At 66.2% G+C, this 16,133-nt stretch carries 22 protein-coding genes; 9 read left to right on the top strand and 13 right to left on the bottom strand.

The window, feature by feature from the left end; translation table 11 throughout:
* Positions 1-43 precede the first annotated feature (43 nt).
* Positions 44-649, top strand: a complete 606-nt coding sequence (locus B3D50_RS15065; RefSeq protein WP_286952439.1) for a cysteine hydrolase family protein — start codon at positions 44-46, stop codon at positions 647-649.
* On the opposite strand, the gene B3D50_RS15060 is transcribed toward B3D50_RS15065, so the two are convergent.
* The 4 genes from B3D50_RS15060 to B3D50_RS15045 form a co-directional block, all read right to left on the bottom strand.
* On the bottom strand, positions 646-1,659 hold the full coding sequence (locus B3D50_RS15060; protein ID WP_269300246.1) for a DNA topoisomerase IB: 1,014 nt from the start codon (positions 1,657-1,659) through the stop codon (positions 646-648). The two genes, B3D50_RS15065 and B3D50_RS15060, sit on opposite strands and share 4 nt — an antisense overlap.
* Before the next feature lie 58 nt (positions 1,660-1,717).
* The gene (locus tag B3D50_RS15055) at positions 1,718-2,419 is read right to left on the bottom strand and encodes a Crp/Fnr family transcriptional regulator (RefSeq protein ID WP_286952436.1); all 702 of its coding nucleotides are present in this window, start codon (positions 2,417-2,419) and stop codon (positions 1,718-1,720) included.
* Positions 2,420-2,475: 56 nt separating this feature from the next.
* Positions 2,476-3,237: a Crp/Fnr family transcriptional regulator gene (locus tag B3D50_RS15050; protein ID WP_286952435.1), complete on the bottom strand. Its 762-nt coding sequence runs from the start codon at positions 3,235-3,237 to the stop codon at positions 2,476-2,478.
* A gap of 98 nt (positions 3,238-3,335) precedes the next feature.
* Complete coding sequence (locus tag B3D50_RS15045) at positions 3,336-3,524, bottom strand: hypothetical protein (protein WP_087141298.1); 189 nt, start codon at positions 3,522-3,524, stop codon at positions 3,336-3,338.
* Between the two features lie 152 nt (positions 3,525-3,676).
* On the opposite strand from B3D50_RS15045, the gene B3D50_RS15040 reads away from it, so the two are divergent.
* On the top strand, positions 3,677-4,405 hold the full coding sequence (locus B3D50_RS15040) for a Crp/Fnr family transcriptional regulator (protein WP_286952433.1): 729 nt from the start codon (positions 3,677-3,679) through the stop codon (positions 4,403-4,405).
* Between the two features lie 48 nt (positions 4,406-4,453).
* On the opposite strand, the gene B3D50_RS15035 is transcribed toward B3D50_RS15040, so the two are convergent.
* The 5 genes from B3D50_RS15035 to B3D50_RS15015 form a co-directional block, all read right to left on the bottom strand.
* Entirely contained in the window at positions 4,454-4,954 is a 501-nt protein-coding gene (locus B3D50_RS15035) for a ferritin-like domain-containing protein (RefSeq protein ID WP_286952431.1), read from the bottom strand.
* 207 nt (positions 4,955-5,161) lie between these two features.
* Positions 5,162-5,755: a DUF4142 domain-containing protein gene (locus B3D50_RS15030; protein WP_286952429.1), complete on the bottom strand. Its 594-nt coding sequence runs from the start codon at positions 5,753-5,755 to the stop codon at positions 5,162-5,164.
* Positions 5,756-5,773: 18 nt separating this feature from the next.
* Complete coding sequence (locus B3D50_RS15025) at positions 5,774-6,013, bottom strand: hypothetical protein (RefSeq protein WP_286952428.1); 240 nt, start codon at positions 6,011-6,013, stop codon at positions 5,774-5,776.
* Between the two features lie 129 nt (positions 6,014-6,142).
* Positions 6,143-6,337 (bottom strand): hypothetical protein, encoded by a 195-nt coding sequence (locus tag B3D50_RS15020; RefSeq protein WP_286952426.1) that lies wholly within the window; start codon positions 6,335-6,337, stop codon positions 6,143-6,145.
* Positions 6,338-6,405: 68 nt separating this feature from the next.
* The gene (locus B3D50_RS15015; RefSeq protein WP_286952424.1) at positions 6,406-7,458 is read right to left on the bottom strand and encodes a flavodoxin family protein; all 1,053 of its coding nucleotides are present in this window, start codon (positions 7,456-7,458) and stop codon (positions 6,406-6,408) included.
* Positions 7,459-7,636: 178 nt separating this feature from the next.
* On the opposite strand from B3D50_RS15015, the gene B3D50_RS15010 reads away from it, so the two are divergent.
* Positions 7,637-8,530 carry an SDR family oxidoreductase gene (locus B3D50_RS15010; protein ID WP_286952422.1) on the top strand — a complete coding sequence of 298 codons (894 nt, stop codon included), beginning with the start codon at positions 7,637-7,639 and terminating at the stop codon, positions 8,528-8,530.
* Between the two features lie 2 nt (positions 8,531-8,532).
* Here B3D50_RS15010 and B3D50_RS15005 read toward each other — a convergent pair whose 3' ends face one another.
* The gene (locus B3D50_RS15005; RefSeq protein WP_286952420.1) at positions 8,533-9,324 is read right to left on the bottom strand and encodes a metallophosphoesterase family protein; all 792 of its coding nucleotides are present in this window, start codon (positions 9,322-9,324) and stop codon (positions 8,533-8,535) included.
* Entirely contained in the window at positions 9,308-10,087 is a 780-nt protein-coding gene (locus tag B3D50_RS15000) for a hypothetical protein (RefSeq protein WP_286952418.1), read from the bottom strand. The genes B3D50_RS15005 and B3D50_RS15000 overlap by 17 nt, the downstream gene beginning before the upstream one ends.
* Before the next feature lie 218 nt (positions 10,088-10,305).
* Here B3D50_RS15000 and B3D50_RS14995 point away from each other — a divergent pair, with 218 nt between their 5' ends.
* The 3 genes from B3D50_RS14995 to B3D50_RS14985 are packed head-to-tail and all read left to right on the top strand — an operon-like array spanning position 10,306 to position 13,035.
* On the top strand, positions 10,306-11,556 hold the full coding sequence (locus tag B3D50_RS14995) for an erythromycin esterase family protein (RefSeq protein ID WP_286952416.1): 1,251 nt from the start codon (positions 10,306-10,308) through the stop codon (positions 11,554-11,556).
* Positions 11,557-11,599: 43 nt separating this feature from the next.
* Positions 11,600-12,322: a cytochrome c oxidase assembly protein gene (locus tag B3D50_RS14990; protein ID WP_286952414.1), complete on the top strand. Its 723-nt coding sequence runs from the start codon at positions 11,600-11,602 to the stop codon at positions 12,320-12,322.
* Positions 12,319-13,035 carry a cytochrome b gene (locus tag B3D50_RS14985; protein WP_286952412.1) on the top strand — a complete coding sequence of 239 codons (717 nt, stop codon included), beginning with the start codon at positions 12,319-12,321 and terminating at the stop codon, positions 13,033-13,035. Before B3D50_RS14990 ends, B3D50_RS14985 begins: the two co-directional genes overlap by 4 nt.
* On the opposite strand, the gene B3D50_RS14980 is transcribed toward B3D50_RS14985, so the two are convergent.
* Positions 13,032-13,478: a DUF305 domain-containing protein gene (locus tag B3D50_RS14980; RefSeq protein ID WP_286952410.1), complete on the bottom strand. Its 447-nt coding sequence runs from the start codon at positions 13,476-13,478 to the stop codon at positions 13,032-13,034. The genes B3D50_RS14985 and B3D50_RS14980 overlap by 4 nt on opposite strands.
* A gap of 72 nt (positions 13,479-13,550) precedes the next feature.
* The gene (locus B3D50_RS14975) at positions 13,551-14,291 is read right to left on the bottom strand and encodes a c-type cytochrome (RefSeq protein ID WP_286952408.1); all 741 of its coding nucleotides are present in this window, start codon (positions 14,289-14,291) and stop codon (positions 13,551-13,553) included.
* A 128-nt stretch (positions 14,292-14,419) separates the two neighbouring features.
* Here B3D50_RS14975 and B3D50_RS14970 point away from each other — a divergent pair, with 128 nt between their 5' ends.
* From B3D50_RS14970 to B3D50_RS14960, 3 genes are all read left to right on the top strand, one after another.
* Positions 14,420-14,779: a c-type cytochrome gene (locus B3D50_RS14970; RefSeq protein WP_286952406.1), complete on the top strand. Its 360-nt coding sequence runs from the start codon at positions 14,420-14,422 to the stop codon at positions 14,777-14,779.
* The gene (coxB, locus tag B3D50_RS14965; protein WP_286952404.1) at positions 14,769-15,719 is read left to right on the top strand and encodes a cytochrome c oxidase subunit II; all 951 of its coding nucleotides are present in this window, start codon (positions 14,769-14,771) and stop codon (positions 15,717-15,719) included. Before B3D50_RS14970 ends, coxB begins: the two co-directional genes overlap by 11 nt.
* Positions 15,716-16,133: cbb3-type cytochrome c oxidase subunit I (locus B3D50_RS14960; RefSeq protein WP_286952402.1), on the top strand; the 418-nt coding region annotated here is incomplete at its 3' end. The genes coxB and B3D50_RS14960, both read left to right, overlap by 4 nt.

Raw genomic sequence — 16,133 nt, 5'->3', positions numbered from 1 at the left:
TCCGTCAAGGGGAACCCCGTGGAGGCCTGAGCTTTGGCTGCCTATGGCTTCCGGCATCCACTTCGGCCCCATACCGGCAAACGCCGTCCATCTGTGCGTGGACATGCAAAGACTGTTCGCGGAGGACACCGCCTGGCGCACGCCCTGGATGCCGCGCGTCCTGCCTGTGGTCGTGCGTCTGTGCGAGCGCAAGGCCGAGCGTACCTGTTTCACCCGGTTCATTCCCGCCCGCTCGGCCGAAGAGGGGCGGGGAGCCTGGCGTCGGTATTGGCGGCGATGGGCCTCGATGACGATTGAAAATCTAGGGGAGGAACGGGTGGAGCTTCTGCCCGAGTTGCAGGCATTCGTTCCGCCCGGACTGGTGCTGGACAAGGCGTGCTATTCTCCCTGGGTCGGCACGGGTCTGGCGTCGGCTCTGATGGCGAGCCAGGTCGACACCTTGGTGGTGACGGGCGCCGAGACCGACATGTGCGTGCTGGCCACCGTTCTGGGCGCCGTGGATCTGGGTTTTCGCGTGGTGGTGGTGTCGGACGCTCTGTGCAGTTCCTCAGACCAGTCGCATGACGCCTTGCTGGGTCTCTATCACGACCGTTTCGGCCAGCAGATCGAGACGGCGGAATGCGACGAAGTTCTTGATGCCTGGATCTAGGCGGGGCCGCCCAGCAATCGCGCCAGGCTCGAATCGAAACCTTGAGCGTCTGGACCAGGCAGTAGGGTTGTGATGCTTCCGGTCTCATAAAGTTCAATCACGCGCGGGTGCACATAGGAGGCCCGGCAGACCGTCGGCGTATTGCCGAGCAGGCCTGCGATCGTTCTCATGCAGGCTGAGACGTTGCGTCGGGCTTCGGTCTGGGACGTGGGGAGGGCCATCTCGCAGAAGGCGCGGGCGGCGGACACGGTGGCCGCCCAGGTCCGGAAGTCCTTGGCGGAGAACTGATCGCCCATGGCCTCGCGGATATAGGCGTTCACGTCGTCTGAACTGATCGGCTTCAGAACGCCTTCGGCGTCGCGGTATTTGAAGAGGTGCTGGCCGGGCAGGCCTTCCAACCCGCGCATGACACGCGCCAGACGCCGGTCGCTGACCTTGACGCAATGTTCCTTGCCGCTCTTGCCCCGGAACTCGAAGATCAGGGCCGAACCGTCGACTTCCAGGTGGCGTTTGCGCAAGGTCGTCAGGCCGAAACTGCGGTTCTGGCGGGCATAGGCGGCGTTGCCGACCCGGATCAGGGTGATCTCCAGCAGACGGACGGCCGACGCCACCACCTTCTCCTTGCAGGGCCCCCGGCGCGATAGATCGTTCTCCACCCGCTCGTGCAGCCGCGGCAGGCGGCGAGCGAAATCAGGCAGGCGGGCGAACTTGTGCGAGGCGGCCTGAGCCGTCCATTCGGCGTGATAGCGATACTGCTTGCGGCCGCGCGCATCGCGCCCCGTCGCCTGGATATGGCCGTTCGGGTCAGGACAGATCCAGACGTCCCGCCACGCGGGCGGAATGGCCAGGGCGTGGATGCGCTTGAGGATGCTCTGATCGCGGACCAGGCGGCCTTTGGCGTCACGGTAGCAGAAACCCCGCCCGCTCCGGCGACGCGTGAGGCCTGGGGTCTCGTTGCTGGACCAGATCAGTCCGTCGGAAGACGGCGGCTGGGTCGCGCTCGTCGGCATCACTGCGGCTCTGGCTGAGTTTGGGTCTAGGCAACGCCAGAGCGCAGCTTCGGCTCCCTCATGCGGCGCCGCAGCGGCACGAAAGATTTGCGAGGCTGTCGGCGTCCAGGATAGACGCCTTGCCGCGGCTGAAGCGCACAGCGCCCATAGTCTGCAGGTTGCTGGCGGCGGCGTTGATGCTCGTTCTCTGGACGCCGAGCATGGCGGCCAACTGGGCCTGCGTCAGGCGAAGCGGCGCGCCGTTGCCGCCGTGGTGCAGGCGAAGCAACCATTTCGCCAGACGCTCCGACACGCGGTGCGAAGCATTGCAGGCGGCTTCCTGTTCCAGAAACGTCAAACGCTGAACCGCCTGAAGAGCGATGAAACGCGACAGCCAGTCATAGCCCAGCGCCTCGCGGACGACGGCGGCTGGAACACGAAACAGCCGAACATCCAAAAGCGGGCGCACGTCGGCGCCGCTGCCGCTGGAGCCCAGGGCGTGATCCCAGCCGTAGACGGAGCCGGAGACGATCGGCGCCACGCAGACGTCGCTGGCGGCGGGAAAGACGCCCAAAACACCCGACAGAATGAACCAGAGGTGGTCCCTGTCCAGCGGGGTCTGCGCATCGCCTGCCAGGTCGAGCTCCACCCCCTCGGCGATCAGACGCTGTTGGGCGTCCGACGGCAGGGCGCGATAGACCGGATGGTCGTGGATGTTGGGGCGGGAACGGCCGATAGGCCGTGCGGGCGAGGGGAGAATGACGGCTGAATCTGCGGGCATGGGGCCTCCTGGCCTGAAGCCCTGCCATGGATGTCGACGAACCCCACTTACATGAGTTAGTCGCGGCTGGGCGGCGCATCCGCGAGGTCGTCGGCGACGCTGAGCCCCGCGGCCAAGGCCAGACCCTGCAGGTCAGGCAGGATGGCTCGCCCGGTCCGGTAGTCGACCAGGCCTGCTCGTCGGAGCTGCTGCAGCGTGCGGTTTATATGCACGGCGCTGAGCCCCAGGATGTCCGCCAGCATGTCCTGGGTCAGGGGGAGATGAAGAACGCCGGGCTCGGCGGCGCCGAGGCGGCTTTGCCGCTCGTACAATTCCAGCAGAAGATGGGCCGTCCGCTCATAGGCGCTGAGCCGCCCCAGACGGATCACGTGCCGCGCCAGGCGCAGGCGCTCCGCCGAGCGGACTTGGCGCCACGCTTCCAGCAATCGGGGGCTGACGTCGCCGCTTTCTGAAATCGCCTCCCACAGCAGGGAGGCGTCGAGGGTGGAAGCGTCGGTCAGGGCCCAGACCGCCATGTCGGCGTCCACGGCGTCGGCGGCCAGGATGACGTCGCCGGGCAGGCTGAGGCCCACGATCTGCCGCCGGCCGTCTTCCAGCATGGCTCCGCGCGCGATCCAGCCGCGGGCCACGACGCGGGCGTCCTGACGTTCGGGGTGAAGGGACACAGACCCGCCGGGCGGGTGGACCAGCGCCGGACCATGGAACCAGCCGCGGACGCGATCCACGTCGGCGGGCGACAGCGCGACGAAGCTGGACAGCATCCGCTCCAGCGACGCCGCGGCTATGTCTACATCATCTTGATAAGACTGATTCTTCATCCCTCTGACCAACAGCACGGCCGGAGGTGTTTCGTTCTTTACATAGGTTAGTCCGAACGCTCGACCGTGACGCTTGCGGCATCGTCGACGAAGCTTTCCTAGGCGCGGTAATAGGAGTCCGAGCACAGGGTGCGAAGCTGCCTCCATGTGGCCTTGCCTTCCAATTGGAAGAGTTCGGCCTGGGTATACCGATCCGAGATCAGGGCTTTTCGTACTTCGCTTGGAATGCGGAAGCGGCCGCTGCGGGCCAACTCGAAGGCGCGTTCGATAACTGGTGTTCTATTCACGATACAAACTCCCCTGTTACGCGAAGATAATGCGGTTCAAGCTCCAGGGTTTCTCTGTGTCGCATTTGCTGCCTTGGTGACCTTGGCGGCTTTCCTGCGTCGCAACATTCGCGAAGAACCGGCGTTGTGTTTCCGCCAATAAGGGGAGCGAGATGCACGACCACAGCCGTCTTCTGGAGAACAAGCTTGAGCGCCGCGATGTCATCACGGACTGCGAACGGCAGGCCTTGCGAAACGTGCTGACCCATGTGGTTCTGAAACCCGCCGGCAGCGACATCGTCTCCCAGGACGCTCTGGTCGATCATTCCAGTCTGGTCGTCGACGGCTTCTGCGCGCGTTATCGCGATCTGAGCGACGGGCGGCGGCAGTATACTCAGATCAACCTGCCTGGCGACTTCATCGACCTGCACGGCTTCGTTCTAAAGCGTGTCGATCATGGCGTGCGTGCGCTGTCGGACTGCCTGATCGCCGAGGCGCCGCACGACCGGCTGCGCAAGCTGACTGAAGAGCATCCGCATCTCACGCGTTTGCTGTGGCTCGAGACGGTAGTGGACGCCGCGATGCACCGCGAATGGCTGCTGGCGCTGGGTCGGCAGGAGGCGCTGGAGCGGACGGCCCTGCTGGTGTGCGAAATCTACGCCCGCCTGCAAGCGGTGGATCTGGCGCGTGACGGCGTCTTTCGCTTTCCCATCATACAGGCCGAGATTGCGGATCTGCTCGGCATGTCCGCCGTGCACGTGAACCGTACGCTGAAGGTCATGCGCGAGGCCGGATGGCTGGAGTGGACGGGGTCTGAGGTTCGCATCCTGGAATGGGATCGTCTGGCGGACGCGGCCGAATTCAATCCCTCCTATCTGCGGCTGGAGCGACTGCCGGTTTAGCGCCGAATGACGGCCCCGCCGCTGATCGGGCGGCAGGGCCGTTGGAATTCAGGCGGCGGGCTTCAACGCCTCGGCGTTGATAGCGGCGTCGGCGATGGCCGTCAGATCATGGTCGGTCTGGCTCTCTTCCTGCAGGGTTTCATTAAGCAGTTTGACGGCGTCTTTCAGCCCCATCACCTCGGCCCAGCGCTTGAGCGTGCCGTAGCGGGTGATCTCATAGTGCTCGACCGCCTGGGCGGCGGCCAGCAGGCCGGCGTCCAGCGCCGCCGAATCCTTGTACTCTTCGGCGATCTCGTCGCCCTCGGCCAGGATGCCTTCGATGGCGTCGCAGGTCTTGCCGCGAGCGGGCTTGCCGATGATCTCGAACACCTGTTGCAGGCGTTCGATCTGCCCTTCCGTCTGCTCGCGGTGTTTCTCAAAGGCTGCCTTGAGATCGGGCGACTGGGCGGCGCGCGCCATCTTCGGCAGGGATTTCAGGATCTTGCGCTCGGCGTAATAGATGTCGCGCAAGGTGTCGTGAAACAGGGTCTGCAGCGTTTTCTCGGCCATGGGGCTCTCCTGAATATGAAAGGGGAGCTTGCGAAGCGATAGGCGCACAAGCCCGTTCCTTAGTGTTCGGATCTGGACAGGACCGGGGGCAACGGAACCCCGCAAATAGACGCCGTAGTCAATGCCGAACGCGGCGCGGGGTCGCTGAATAGAAAGAAGAGGCGGACCGCAGTCCGCCCCTTCGCGCCGTTTTAACTTCGGCGTGCGTCAGCCGGCCAAGTTGGATTGCAACTGCTTGGCGCGCTCCAGGTGGGCTTCGATCTTGGGCAAGACGGTGCGGGCGTGCTCCGCCAGGGCAGGGGCGTCCGTCTTGTCCGAGAAGCCGCGATGCAGGGTGACGGCCTCCTCATGGGCGGCGACCTGCTGGTCGATATAGGTCTTGTCGAAGTCCGCCGCCGAGGCTGAGCGCAGGTTGTCGATCAGGCCCTTGCGGCGCTGATCCAGTTCGGTCGGCAAGGTCGTGTCCGGCGCAGCCTGCCCGGCGGCGGCCTTTAGAGCGGTCGAGGCGGCTGTATGGTCCGTCTTGATCATCTGCGCCAGTTCCTTGACCTGGGCGTTCTTCGATCGCTCCATGGCGATGTCGGCGGCCTGAATCTCATACATGTCGCCCATGGCGGCGTTCGGGACATAGGCGCTGACCATATTGGCGCCCATGGTCGCCGCCGAGGTCTGGCCCACCGGCTCGGAAACGGCGTCCTGCGCCTTGTCGACGGCTTCGGACCCTTGCTGTTGATTACAGGCGGCCAGGGTGAGAGCGGCGGCTGAAACGGCCAGGAGGGCGGCGGTTTGCTTCATCATCATTTTAAACTCCTTGGGTGATCAGGACTTGGCGGCCATGCCGGGCGTGACGGGGGCCAGTTCTTCCGCCTGAGTTTTGGGCGGGGGCGCGTCGGCTTGCTGAAGGCCGTCGTCCGGCGTTTCGCGGATGGACAGCACGGCCTCGTGCGCGCGCATCAGCGGGGCAGCGGCGTCGACGGCCTGGGCGTCGGTGGGCGAGGCCACTCGCAAGCGTCGTTGAGGGCCGCTGTCGCTGCCGACCACGACTTCATAGAAGCGCATGGCGGCCTCCCGTGGCGAGAAGGCCCGGCGGGCGGCGATGGCGATCGGTCATGTCTTTATCCTCCCTGTGACGGGAGCTTAAGCGGCGGGACGCGGCGGTGTTCCAAACGCTCAAGCCTGGACATGCCGTCACATGGCGCGTTCCAGGGGCGCTTCGGCGCCGGTCATCCGCGGATCCGGAGACTTCGTTTGCGTGCGGAGGAAGCCGGTCGCCGCCGTGGCCAGGTAGACGATCAACAACAGGGCCAGAAGCGTTCCGACGAGCATCAACAGTCGCCGCGGACGTCGCAAAACCTCAGGCTTTTCCTTATTCGCGAGGGGCAAAAGAGACTCCTTTCGTAGGGGAGAAGGGATCGACGCCAGGCGTGTTCCATACGGCGCCGGTCAGTTTCCTATTTTCGGCGTGGGGCTTTGAGGTCTGGCTCAAGGGGTTCCGACGCGCCGTTGCGTCGCGCCAGCACGGCCAGGGTCAGTTTCTCGGCCGTCAGCCGCACCTCATCCTGAACGGCTCGGTCGCGATCTAGGGCGTCGTGACTGGTGGCGTAGGGCTCCCAATAACCGATGTAGCGGTCGATCTCCGCGTCCGCGCCGACGCTCGACAACTCCATTGAGACCAGCCAGTCGGACAGAGAACGGCGCACGTTCTCTGCGCCTTCCGTATCGCCATGAACGACCAGGGCGAAACGCCGACCCGCCAAATGGCGGGGATAGGGCCAGTCGGCCAGCTCCAGCGCCTTGGCCATTGAAACGGTCTTGCCGTGCGTCGTGGTGGGGTCGGGATTGCCGCCGTCGGCGCAAACCAGCCGGTCCATCATCAGCTTGAACGGGCTGGAGGCGTGATACCAGTTGACCGGGGTGACGATCAGGACGCCGTGCGCGCGGACCCACATCGGATAGATGTCATTCATCCAGTCGTGGACCTGGCCCAGGCTGTAGTTGGGATAGCAGCTGCACGGCCAGTGGCAGAGGGCCGCTGCGGTGGAGAAGCAGGCCTTGCAGGGATGAATTTCCCGGCCGTATTCCGACGCCAGGCGTGACAGGTCGAGAACTTCAGTCTCCACGCCCGCGTGACCTTCCACAACTTCGCGGGCGACCTGGACCAGACGCCAGCTCTTGGACATTTCGCCGGGGCAGGTGTGCTCGGAGCGGCTGGAGGCGTTGATGATCAGGATGCGCGCGGGCCCGGCGGCGTCGTCATGCTGCGCCTCGGCGGCGCGAAGGGCTTTGTGGGCGTCCAACCAGTCCAGCGCCAGCTCATAGTCCGGCTCGGCGAAGCTCGGACCGGCGGGGCGCGTCAGCGGCGATTTCCGACCCCCGATGTAGCCGTCCCAGGCTGCGGCGGCCAGGCGGTCGATCTCGTCGCGTAGCGGATCAAAGGCAGGGTCCGCGAACCGGCTGCGGAAGCGGGTTTCAAAGGTTGCGCGGTCCAGTTCCGGGCTGGGCATGCCCTTGCGTGGTTCAGGGACGGCTGGAGCTTGGGAAACGGAATCTGGCATGCGGCTTCTCCGGCTCGGGTGCGTCGGAAACGTCGCGGCTGAAGACGACGTTCCGCCGCAGGAGGGGAACGCGCGGACAGAGGGCGACTTAGGAAGGCACGCCCTTCAAACGTCTACAGGAGCCGTCATGTCCGACCGCCTGACAATGCAGGATCCCCGAAATCAATATCCGCGTCCGCCGTTTCCGCGGCAGCCGCAACCCGCGCCCGGACTGGTGGCTGAGATGGAGCCCAAGCCCGATCATGGGGAGGAGAGCTATCGCGGCCACGGGCGGCTGAAGGGGCGCCGCGCCCTGATAACCGGGGCCGATTCCGGCATCGGCCGCGCCATCGCCATCGCCTACGCCCGCGAAGGGGCCGATGTCGCCGCCTCCTATCTGCCCTCAGAGGAGGCTGACGCGCGCCAGGTGATCGCCCTGATCGAGGCAGAAGGCGTCAAGGCGCTGGCCCTGCCCGGCGACGTGCGTGACGAGGCGTGGAATGCGACCATGGTAGAGCGCACGCTCGAGGCCTTCGGCGGCCTGGACATCCTGGTCGTCAACGCGGGCCGGCAGCAGTTTCGCGAGGACGTGCGCCAGGTCTCGACCGAGGATTTCGACGCCACGCTTAAGACCAATCTCTACGCCCTGCACTGGTTGTGCCAGGCGGCGACGCCGCACCTGCCGCCGGGCGCGGCGGTCATCACCACGGCCTCGATCCAAGCCTATGAACCGTCGGACATCCTGCTCGACTACGCCACCACCAAGGGCGGGATCGTCACCTACACCAAGGCCCTGGCCAAACAATTGATCGAGAAGGGCGTGCGGGTGAACGCCGTGGCGCCGGGGCCCTTCTGGACGGTTCTGCAGCCCAGCGGCGGCCAGCCTCAGGAGAAGGTCGAGAAATTCGGGGCTCACAGCGCCTTCGGCCGCCCGGGCCAGCCGGTCGAGATCGCGCCCGTCTACGTTCTGCTGGCGTCGCAGGAAGCCAGCTTCGTCACGGGCGAGGTATGGGGCGTCACCGGCGGCGCCGGGATCGCCTGAGCTCAGACCTCGAATACGCGATAGGGCGTGTCGCCCAGCGCCCGCAGCACGGGCAGGGCGACGTTGTAGACCGGGACGCCGCGCGCCGTGCGGCCTTCCGGCGCCCCGCGATGCGCATGGCCGTGCACCACCAGCTTGACGTTCTCATAGCGGTCGACCACCTCAGCCAGCCGCGACGAGCCGAGGAAGGCGTGGATTTCCGGCGGCTCGCCGATCACCGTGTCGACCACCGGGGCATAGTGGAGCAGAACCACGCTCCGCTCGGTCCGCAGCGTTCGGATCGAATTTTCGATGAGATTGGCGTCCTCAACCGCCTCATTGACGAAGGTCTTCACCGAGGCCTCGCCGAAGGAGCTGAGCATGTAGCGGCCGAAGCCGCCGACGAAGCCCTTGCCTCCGGCGAAGCCGACGCCGTCGATCTCATAGGCTTCGCCGGTCAGCATCTTGACCCCGGCCTCGCTCAGCATGCGGGCCACCTCCAGAGGCTGGCCGCACTCGTGCTCGTGATTGCCCAGCACGCCGACCATGGGGATGCGGCAGGCGCGCAGATCCTCCAGCAGGTTCTCCACCTCGACCGTCTTGCCGAAATTGACCAGGTCGCCGCACAGGCACAGCACGTCCGCGTCTTCATGCACCCGGTCGAACAGGTCGCGATAGGCGCGATGCGAGGTCTCGCCGACGTGCAGATCGCCGACGGCGGCGACGCGAAGCTTCTTCTTCGGTCCGGCTTCCATGCCGGGTTGAGGCGTCTGGCTTTCAGCGGCGGGGGCGGCGGGTTCAGGCGACGGGGTCATGGCGTTCCTCCAGGCCCTTGCCCACCACGTCGCCGAAGCCCCATTCGGAGATGTCGGCGATGTAGTCTCTGGGGCTGAACAGGCGGCCGCGGCAGACCTTTACGCGCGGCGCCGGCAGATCGACCTGGGCCTGAAGGCGGCCGATCAACTCCGTCACCAGCCACGCCGGCACCAGGCCGCGCTCCGTCGGATAGGCGAAGCGGAAGTTGAGCAGGTGCGCCAGCAGCACCTCCCAATAGAGGTCCATCTGATCCAGAAGCGATTTCCAGTCGATGGCGTCAGCCTGCTTGAGAATGACGTGGTTCACATCGGCGCCGTCGTACCGATAGCGGTCCTGGATGAAGGCCTTGGACAGGATCAGGGCGGTCGGCGGAGTGATCGTCACCTCATGCCCGTAGACGGTGATGCGATCCGGCCCGAACCAACTGTCGGAGACGGCGATGGTGCCGTTCGACATGGCGAAGATCACGTCGAAGAAGTGCTTGTCGTCTTTCCAGACCTTGGCGATCCAGCGTTCGTCCTCGACGTCGGTGCGATAGCCGCGCGCCTGGAAGAAGGCCAGAATCCGGGGGTAGTCGCCGGGCTTGCAGAAGACGTCCAGATCCTTGGTCGGCCGACGGATTCCGGTATAGGCCGTCACGGCGTAGGTGCCCGAGAGCAGGAAGGGAACGCCGGATTCCTTCAGCAGACGCAAGGACTCTTCATAAAAGGCCTGGGCTTCTGCGGGAGGCTCGAAGGCGGCATCGGCGACGGTATCGGACATGAGCGGGTTCCTGAACAGGGCATGGAAACGGCGCATGGCGAAACCGGGTTCCGCCCGCTGCTCTCAGGTCCGTCGCGGTCGCCGACGATTTCCTCTCCCGTTGTTCGCGCGGTCGCCCCGCCCTAGAGGTAGGAGCTTGACGGTTGGGAGGACAGGTCATTCTTACGCGGCGCGAAACATCCTTCGGGCTTCTGGCGGCGGGGCTGGGTTCGCTAACCTTGCCTTCGCGAGGACAGGACGCCCTGGCGGCGCGGTTGGCCTGGGACGCCATTCCGTTCGACGCCGCCTTTGATCCCGCCGAGGAAACAACGCTCGCAGACGCGCTCGCCCGCATCATCGGCGATCGCGACATCGTCATGCTGGGAGAATCCAGCCATGGCGACGGGGCCTCCATCCGGTTGCGCGGGCGGCTGGTCGAGCTTCTGCACAGGCGGTTCGGCTTTGATGTTCTGGCGTTCGAAGCGGACTTCTGGTCCGTCACTCGCGGGTGGGACGATATCTCCCGACCGGAAGAGGTCCGTCCGTTCGCGCAGACCAACATCTATGACTTCTGGGGCAGGGCGCCCGCCGCCGATGGACTATGGGCCTATGTCGAGACCGTCTTCCGGGCCGGCGGGCGACTTGACGTCTGCGGCTTCGACTGTCGGCTGAAGGGCGCTAGCGCCCGTAGCGGCGTGGTCGATGTCCTGCGCCCCGTCGCGACGACTGTCGGCCTGTCCAATGACGCGTTCGAGGCCTTGGTCCGCGGCTACGCCGCTCTTCAATCGGCGGAATTCGACGCGCCGCCGGAAACGGCGGTGCAGGAGGCCTATTTCACCGCAATCGCCCGCTTCGTGTCCCTGCTTCGTCGCGATGACGCCGCGGCGGGCGACGCCAGCGGACAGATTTTCGCCGAACTGGCCAGCCTTGACGCCTGGGCCCGGTTCGCATGGCTGGGCCATTCCAGGGACGAAGCCATGGCCGCCAATCTCGGCTGGCTGATCCGTCATAAGCACCCCGGACGGAAGATCATCGTCTGGGCGCACAATAACCACATCCTGAAGGACTCTACGGTCTATCTGGACGTTCGCGATAAAGGACCGGCCGCCCAGATCGCCGCCATGAGCGACGCGCAGAAGACCGCCCTGGCCTACGTCGGCGGCGTGATCTCCCGCGCCTTTCCCGACAGGGTATGCGCGATTGCGACGACCCTTGGGCGCGGCCACGTCAGCGCTTTGTCGCACAAGGCGCTGGATGGATCCGAAATCGACTTCAGCGTGACCCGTCCCGTCCCGACCCAAGAACCGGATTCGCTTGAGGCGGCGCTGCTCGAGCGTGGAAGCGGCGCAGTCGTCGTCGACTTCAAAGGCTTGGCGCACGGCGATTTTTTCCGGTCGCGCTTGCTTGATCTCAGCTTCTCCGCCGAGGCGCCCTATGGCCGAGGCTATGATGCCGCGATCTATCTGCGGGACGGCGAAGGCCTGGCGTGATCCGGCTTAGTGAACCGTCGCTGCACGCAGGCGTTGGCCCAGGATGGTCGATGCCGTCTGGACACCTTATTGCGGGCCCGCGCCCGATCCGGCCGAGGCGCTGAGCCGCTGGAACGGCGACCCGGTTCTCTGGGTCGTTGTGACGGCTGCGACGGTCGCGGGGCTGGTTCTGCTGCGCGGGCCGGAAAGGGGGCGATACGCGGCTGCGATGACCGCGCTGGTGATCGGTTTCATCTCGCCTCTGTGCGCGCTGAGTTCGGCGTTGTTCACCGCACGGACGTTGCACCACCTGCTTCTGGTGCTGGCGGCGGCCCCGTTGCTGGCCCTTTGTGTGCCGACGATGAGAAAGCCGAGGCTGGCGGCGGCGACGGCCGCGCAGGCGGTGATCTTCTGGGCCTGGCATGCGCCGGGTCTCTATGCCCAGGCCCTGTCGCATGATGCGATCTACTGGTTGATGCAATTCACTATTCTGGGCAGCGCAGTCTGGTTCTGGGCGGCCGTGCGCAGCGCCAGAGGCCATGCGGCCGTCGCCGCATTGCTGGCGGCCATGCTGCTGATGGGGCTTCTGGGCGCCCTGATCGTGTTTGCGGGCCAGCCGCTCTATGCGCCGCATTTCGCCAGCACCATGGCCTGGAACATGACGCCGCTGGAGGACCAGCAGGCGGCCGGGCTCATCATGTGGGCGCCAGCGGCGGCGGCCTATCTCCTGGTCGCCCTCTGGCGCCTTCACGGTCTGCTGAAGCCGGTGGGCGAGGCGGCGGCATGATCGACCGGCTGATCGCCCAGGCGCTGGAATGGGCCGCCGGTCATCATGATGAGGGGCGCTATTCTCCCGTGGCCATCTGGTTTCACTGGATCATGGCGGGCCTGGTCGTCTTCCAGTTGGGCTGGGGCTGGTGGATGGGCCGGTTGCCGGTCGGCGGGGAGAAGGTCGCCGCCTATGAGGTTCACTTCGCCGTCGGCGTGCTGATGCTGCTGTTGGTGATCGGCCGCCTGACCTGGCGGCTGGTCGCGCCGGACCTGATCAATGACGCAGACAAGCCGGGGTGGGAAAGCACGGCGGCCCGCGTCACCCACTATGTTTTCTACATGTGTCTGTTCGGCCTGCCGTTGTCGGGTTGGGCGATGGTCTCTGCGACGGCGCGAAACACCCAGTTGGAGGCGGCGGGCTTCATTCCATGGCCGCTGTTGCCGATGCAGAATTTGTCGAACCGCCAGCTGTGGGCGGTCGAGGCTGCGGCGGAGTGTATGCACTGGGCGTTGATTGTCGCTCTTCTGCTGATGATCCCGATTCATGCGGGGGCGGCGCTGAAGCATCACCTGATCGACCGCGACGACGTCTTCCACGCCATGCTGCCGGTCGTGCCTCAATTGAGGCCGCGGCGCACGCGATGGCAGCGACGATGGCGCGCGCTGGAGAAAAGGATCGCGACGACCGTTCGGAGGCTGCGGCGCGGCCGCACCCGCTTCCAGGTCTAGAGTCGGTCCAGGATCGCCTGCATCTGGGCGATCTCCCGCTCTTGAGCGACGATGATTTCATCGCACAGGGCGATGAGCTCAGGGTCGATCAGCTTGGCCTTTTCGCACATCAGGATCGCCCCGGAATGATGGGGGATCATGCCGCGGATCAGCTCCTGGTCGTTAATGGCCGCCTGGGTGCGCATGGCGTAGAAGCTGGCGGCGAATACGACGGCGGCGACTCCGATGATGATCCAGTTGGCGCGTCTGTTTTGGAACATCGAACGCATCGACAGCAGCATGACCACGGCCATCGGCGCGACCATCATCAGCGTCATATAGACGTTGTTCAGGTTGAAGCGGAAATGATCGAGCGTCGCGATCATGGTGAACATCACCAGATACATGATGACGAAGTCGATCAGCAGTTCGATTGCGAGATTACGATAGCTGTGGGCGTGCATCAGCGGCCTCCACCGGGTTGTTCTAGTCGTGAGACAACCAATCGCTGTGTGCGTGGCCTGTTCCCGAGGAGTTCAGTCGCCGTCGGAACGAGCGGGGCGGCGGATCTCGCGCGACGCGGCCGGGCGCGCGGCAGCAGCGACCGAGGCGGCGCGGGCGATCGACGCTTCGGCGCGGACCGGGGAGGGCGGCTGGGTCGACAGCCAGGCGGCGATGGCGCGGGCTTCGTCATCCGTCAGCCGTTGGACGGCGGCGGCCATGACGCCGCGCGGGTCGTTTCGCCGCTCGCCGGACTTCCAGCGGTCAATCTGTTCCAGCGTATAGGCGGCGGGCTGCCCGGCCACGATCGGCTGACCTTCGCCCGCGCCCTGGCCCTCAACGCCATGGCAGGCGGCGCAGGCGGTGATGCCGCGGGCCGTATCGCCAGTCAGCCAGATCGGAGGCGGGGAGGCGGTTGAAGCTCGCACGGCGGGCGCGGGCAGTCCGGCGTACCAGGCCGCCACCGTCCGGCGCGCGTCCTGATCCAGACCCTTGGCCACGCGGGTCATGACGTCGTCAGGGCGCAGGCCGCTGGCGTAGTCCTCCATCTGTTTCTGCAGATAGCCCTGGTCCAGACCGGCCAGACGCGGCGTCGAGACGCCGTCGCCTTCGCCCTTCAGGCCGTGGCAGGTGAAACAGGCGTTGGCCGCGCCGCCCGCCCCGCCGCCCATGGCGATGATCTCGCCGGACGCCTGAAAAGCGCGATCGGTTGCGCCCGGCGTCGTATCGCAGGCGGCGAGGGTCAATCCCAGAAAAGCGAGGAGCAGGGCGCGCACCCTGATCCAACACCGGCTTTGCGGCGCCGGTTCCGCCTCGGAACCCCTGGCCGCCCGGCGGATTGGTTCTGGCGAAGCGGAAAGGGGCCGGATGCTGTCATGTCGCGACGATGGGGAAGATAGGGGCTGTGATCTCGGCCGTCGGCCTGCTGGGCCTCACCGCCTGCGCGGACAAGGCTGGGGCGCCGCGCGACCTGGCGGGCGCCGACGCGGTCGAGGGGCTGCGCCTGATCCGGACCCAGGGCTGCGGCGCCTGCCACGTCATTCCCGGTGTGGCCTGGCCCGAGGGGCGGACCGGCGGATCGCTGGCGGGCGTCGGGGCGCGGCCGATGATCGCAGGGCGCTTGCCGAACCAACCTGCGGTCATGGCCGCCTTCGTGCGCGACGCCCCGTCGTTGCTGCCCGACACCGGCATGCCGCCCATGCTCCTGACACAAGCCGAAGCCCGCGACATAGCGGCCTACCTCTATACGCTCGATGACGACTGAGACGCCGGACATGCTGGGCGGTTGGCCGCCGCCGGTTCTGGACCCCGCAGGGCCGTTCGCCGGGCCGGTGACGGTCGTCGCCTGGGTGCTGTTCGTCATGGGCGCGGTCGTGCTGGCCGTCGTCCTGATCGCCCTGGGCGTCGCCCTTTTCGGGCCGAGAACGTGGAAACGTCGCGTCGGCGGCGAGCGCCTGGTCTGGATCGGCGGCCTGGCCTTTCCGGTGGTGGTGCTGACGGGCCTGCTGATCTACGGCCTCAGCGTCACGGCGCGGGTTTCCGATGCGCCGCGTGACGGCGAGATGCGCGTGCGCGTCACCGGGGAGATGTGGTGGTGGCGCGTGGCCTATCTGGACGGCCAGGGCCGCGAAACGGTCCAGGACGCCAATGAGGTTCACATCCCCGTCGGCCGTCCGGTGGTGATCGAGCTGGAGAGCGCCGACGTCATCCATAGCCTGTGGGTGCCGCGTTTGGGCGGCAAGACGGACATGATCCCCGGACGTCGCAACTTCATGCGCCTGCAGGCTGACAAACCGGGCGTCTATGCGGGACAGTGCGCCGAATACTGCGGCGGACCTCACGCCCTGATGGGCTTCGTCGTCGTCGCCCATGCGGAGGCCGACTTCGAGGCCTGGCGGGCCAGGCAGGCCGCGCCCGCCGCGCCGTCCGCCCTGCCGGGCGCGGCGGTGTTCGGCGCCTCGGGGTGCGGCGCCTGCCACACCATACGCGGAACCGAGGCCAACGGCCTGGCCGGGCCGGACCTGACCCATGTCGGTTCACGCCAGACGCTGGGCGCGGGCATCCTGCCCAACAATCAGGGCACGATGGCGGGGTGGATCGCCGACAGCCAAGGGATCAAGCCGGGCAACCGCATGCCGTCCTATCCAGTGCTGACCGGGCGCGAGCTGCGCGACGTGGCCGCCTATCTGGACAGTCTGAAATGACGTCGGAAACCGGCTTCGACGTCCGCAAATACGATCGCTTTCCCACCGAGGAGACGCGTCCGGCCGGCGAGCTGGAGCAGCTGGAAGCCGCCTGGTGCGGTCCACGCCGTCCCGGCGAGTGGATCACGGCGATCAACAACAACATCATCGGCGTCTATTACGTCGGCGCGGCCATGCTGTTCTTCGTGCTGGCGGGTGTGCTGGCGCTGCTGATGCGCACCCAGCTGGCCCTGCCGATGACGGGCTTCCTGCCGCAGGAGACCTACAACCAGATCTTCACCATGCACGGTACGGTGATGATGTTCCTGTTCGCCGTGCCGGCGGTCGAGGCGCTGGGCGTGCTGCTGTTGCCGCAGATGCTGGGGGCGCGCGACCTGCCGTTTCCGCGCCTCGGGGCCTACGCCTTCTGGGCCT

The organism is Brevundimonas sp. UBA7507, from assembly GCF_002478355.1.
Lineage (GTDB): Bacteria > Pseudomonadota > Alphaproteobacteria > Caulobacterales > Caulobacteraceae > Brevundimonas > Brevundimonas diminuta_D.
This window is presented reverse-complemented; position numbering and strand designations above follow the sequence as displayed.

Bases quoted from the DNA above. Each gene is read 5' to 3' on its own strand.
- B3D50_RS14985 (WP_286952412.1), top strand. From the start codon at position 12,319: ATGATCGACCGGCTGATCGCCCAGGCGCTGGAATGGGCCGCCGGTCAT.
- B3D50_RS15000 (WP_286952418.1), bottom strand. From the start codon at position 10,087: ATGTCCGATACCGTCGCCGATGCCGCCTTCGAGCCTCCCGCAGAAGCC.
- B3D50_RS15025 (WP_286952428.1), bottom strand. From the start codon at position 6,013: ATGCGCTTCTATGAAGTCGTGGTCGGCAGCGACAGCGGCCCTCAACGA.
- coxB (WP_286952404.1), top strand. From the start codon at position 14,769: ATGACGACTGAGACGCCGGACATGCTGGGCGGTTGGCCGCCGCCGGTT.
- B3D50_RS15035 (WP_286952431.1), bottom strand. From the start codon at position 4,954: ATGGCCGAGAAAACGCTGCAGACCCTGTTTCACGACACCTTGCGCGAC.
- B3D50_RS14990 (WP_286952414.1), top strand. From the start codon at position 11,600: ATGGTCGATGCCGTCTGGACACCTTATTGCGGGCCCGCGCCCGATCCG.
- B3D50_RS15060 (WP_269300246.1), bottom strand. From the start codon at position 1,659: ATGCCGACGAGCGCGACCCAGCCGCCGTCTTCCGACGGACTGATCTGG.
- B3D50_RS15005 (WP_286952420.1), bottom strand. From the start codon at position 9,324: ATGACCCCGTCGCCTGAACCCGCCGCCCCCGCCGCTGAAAGCCAGACG.
- B3D50_RS15030 (WP_286952429.1), bottom strand. From the start codon at position 5,755: ATGATGATGAAGCAAACCGCCGCCCTCCTGGCCGTTTCAGCCGCCGCT.
- B3D50_RS15050 (WP_286952435.1), bottom strand. From the start codon at position 3,237: ATGAAGAATCAGTCTTATCAAGATGATGTAGACATAGCCGCGGCGTCG.
- B3D50_RS15040 (WP_286952433.1), top strand. From the start codon at position 3,677: ATGCACGACCACAGCCGTCTTCTGGAGAACAAGCTTGAGCGCCGCGAT.
- B3D50_RS15055 (WP_286952436.1), bottom strand. From the start codon at position 2,419: ATGCCCGCAGATTCAGCCGTCATTCTCCCCTCGCCCGCACGGCCTATC.
- B3D50_RS15015 (WP_286952424.1), bottom strand. From the start codon at position 7,458: ATGCCCAGCCCGGAACTGGACCGCGCAACCTTTGAAACCCGCTTCCGC.
- B3D50_RS14980 (WP_286952410.1), bottom strand. From the start codon at position 13,478: ATGCACGCCCACAGCTATCGTAATCTCGCAATCGAACTGCTGATCGAC.
- B3D50_RS15010 (WP_286952422.1), top strand. From the start codon at position 7,637: ATGTCCGACCGCCTGACAATGCAGGATCCCCGAAATCAATATCCGCGT.
- B3D50_RS15065 (WP_286952439.1), top strand. From the start codon at position 44: ATGGCTTCCGGCATCCACTTCGGCCCCATACCGGCAAACGCCGTCCAT.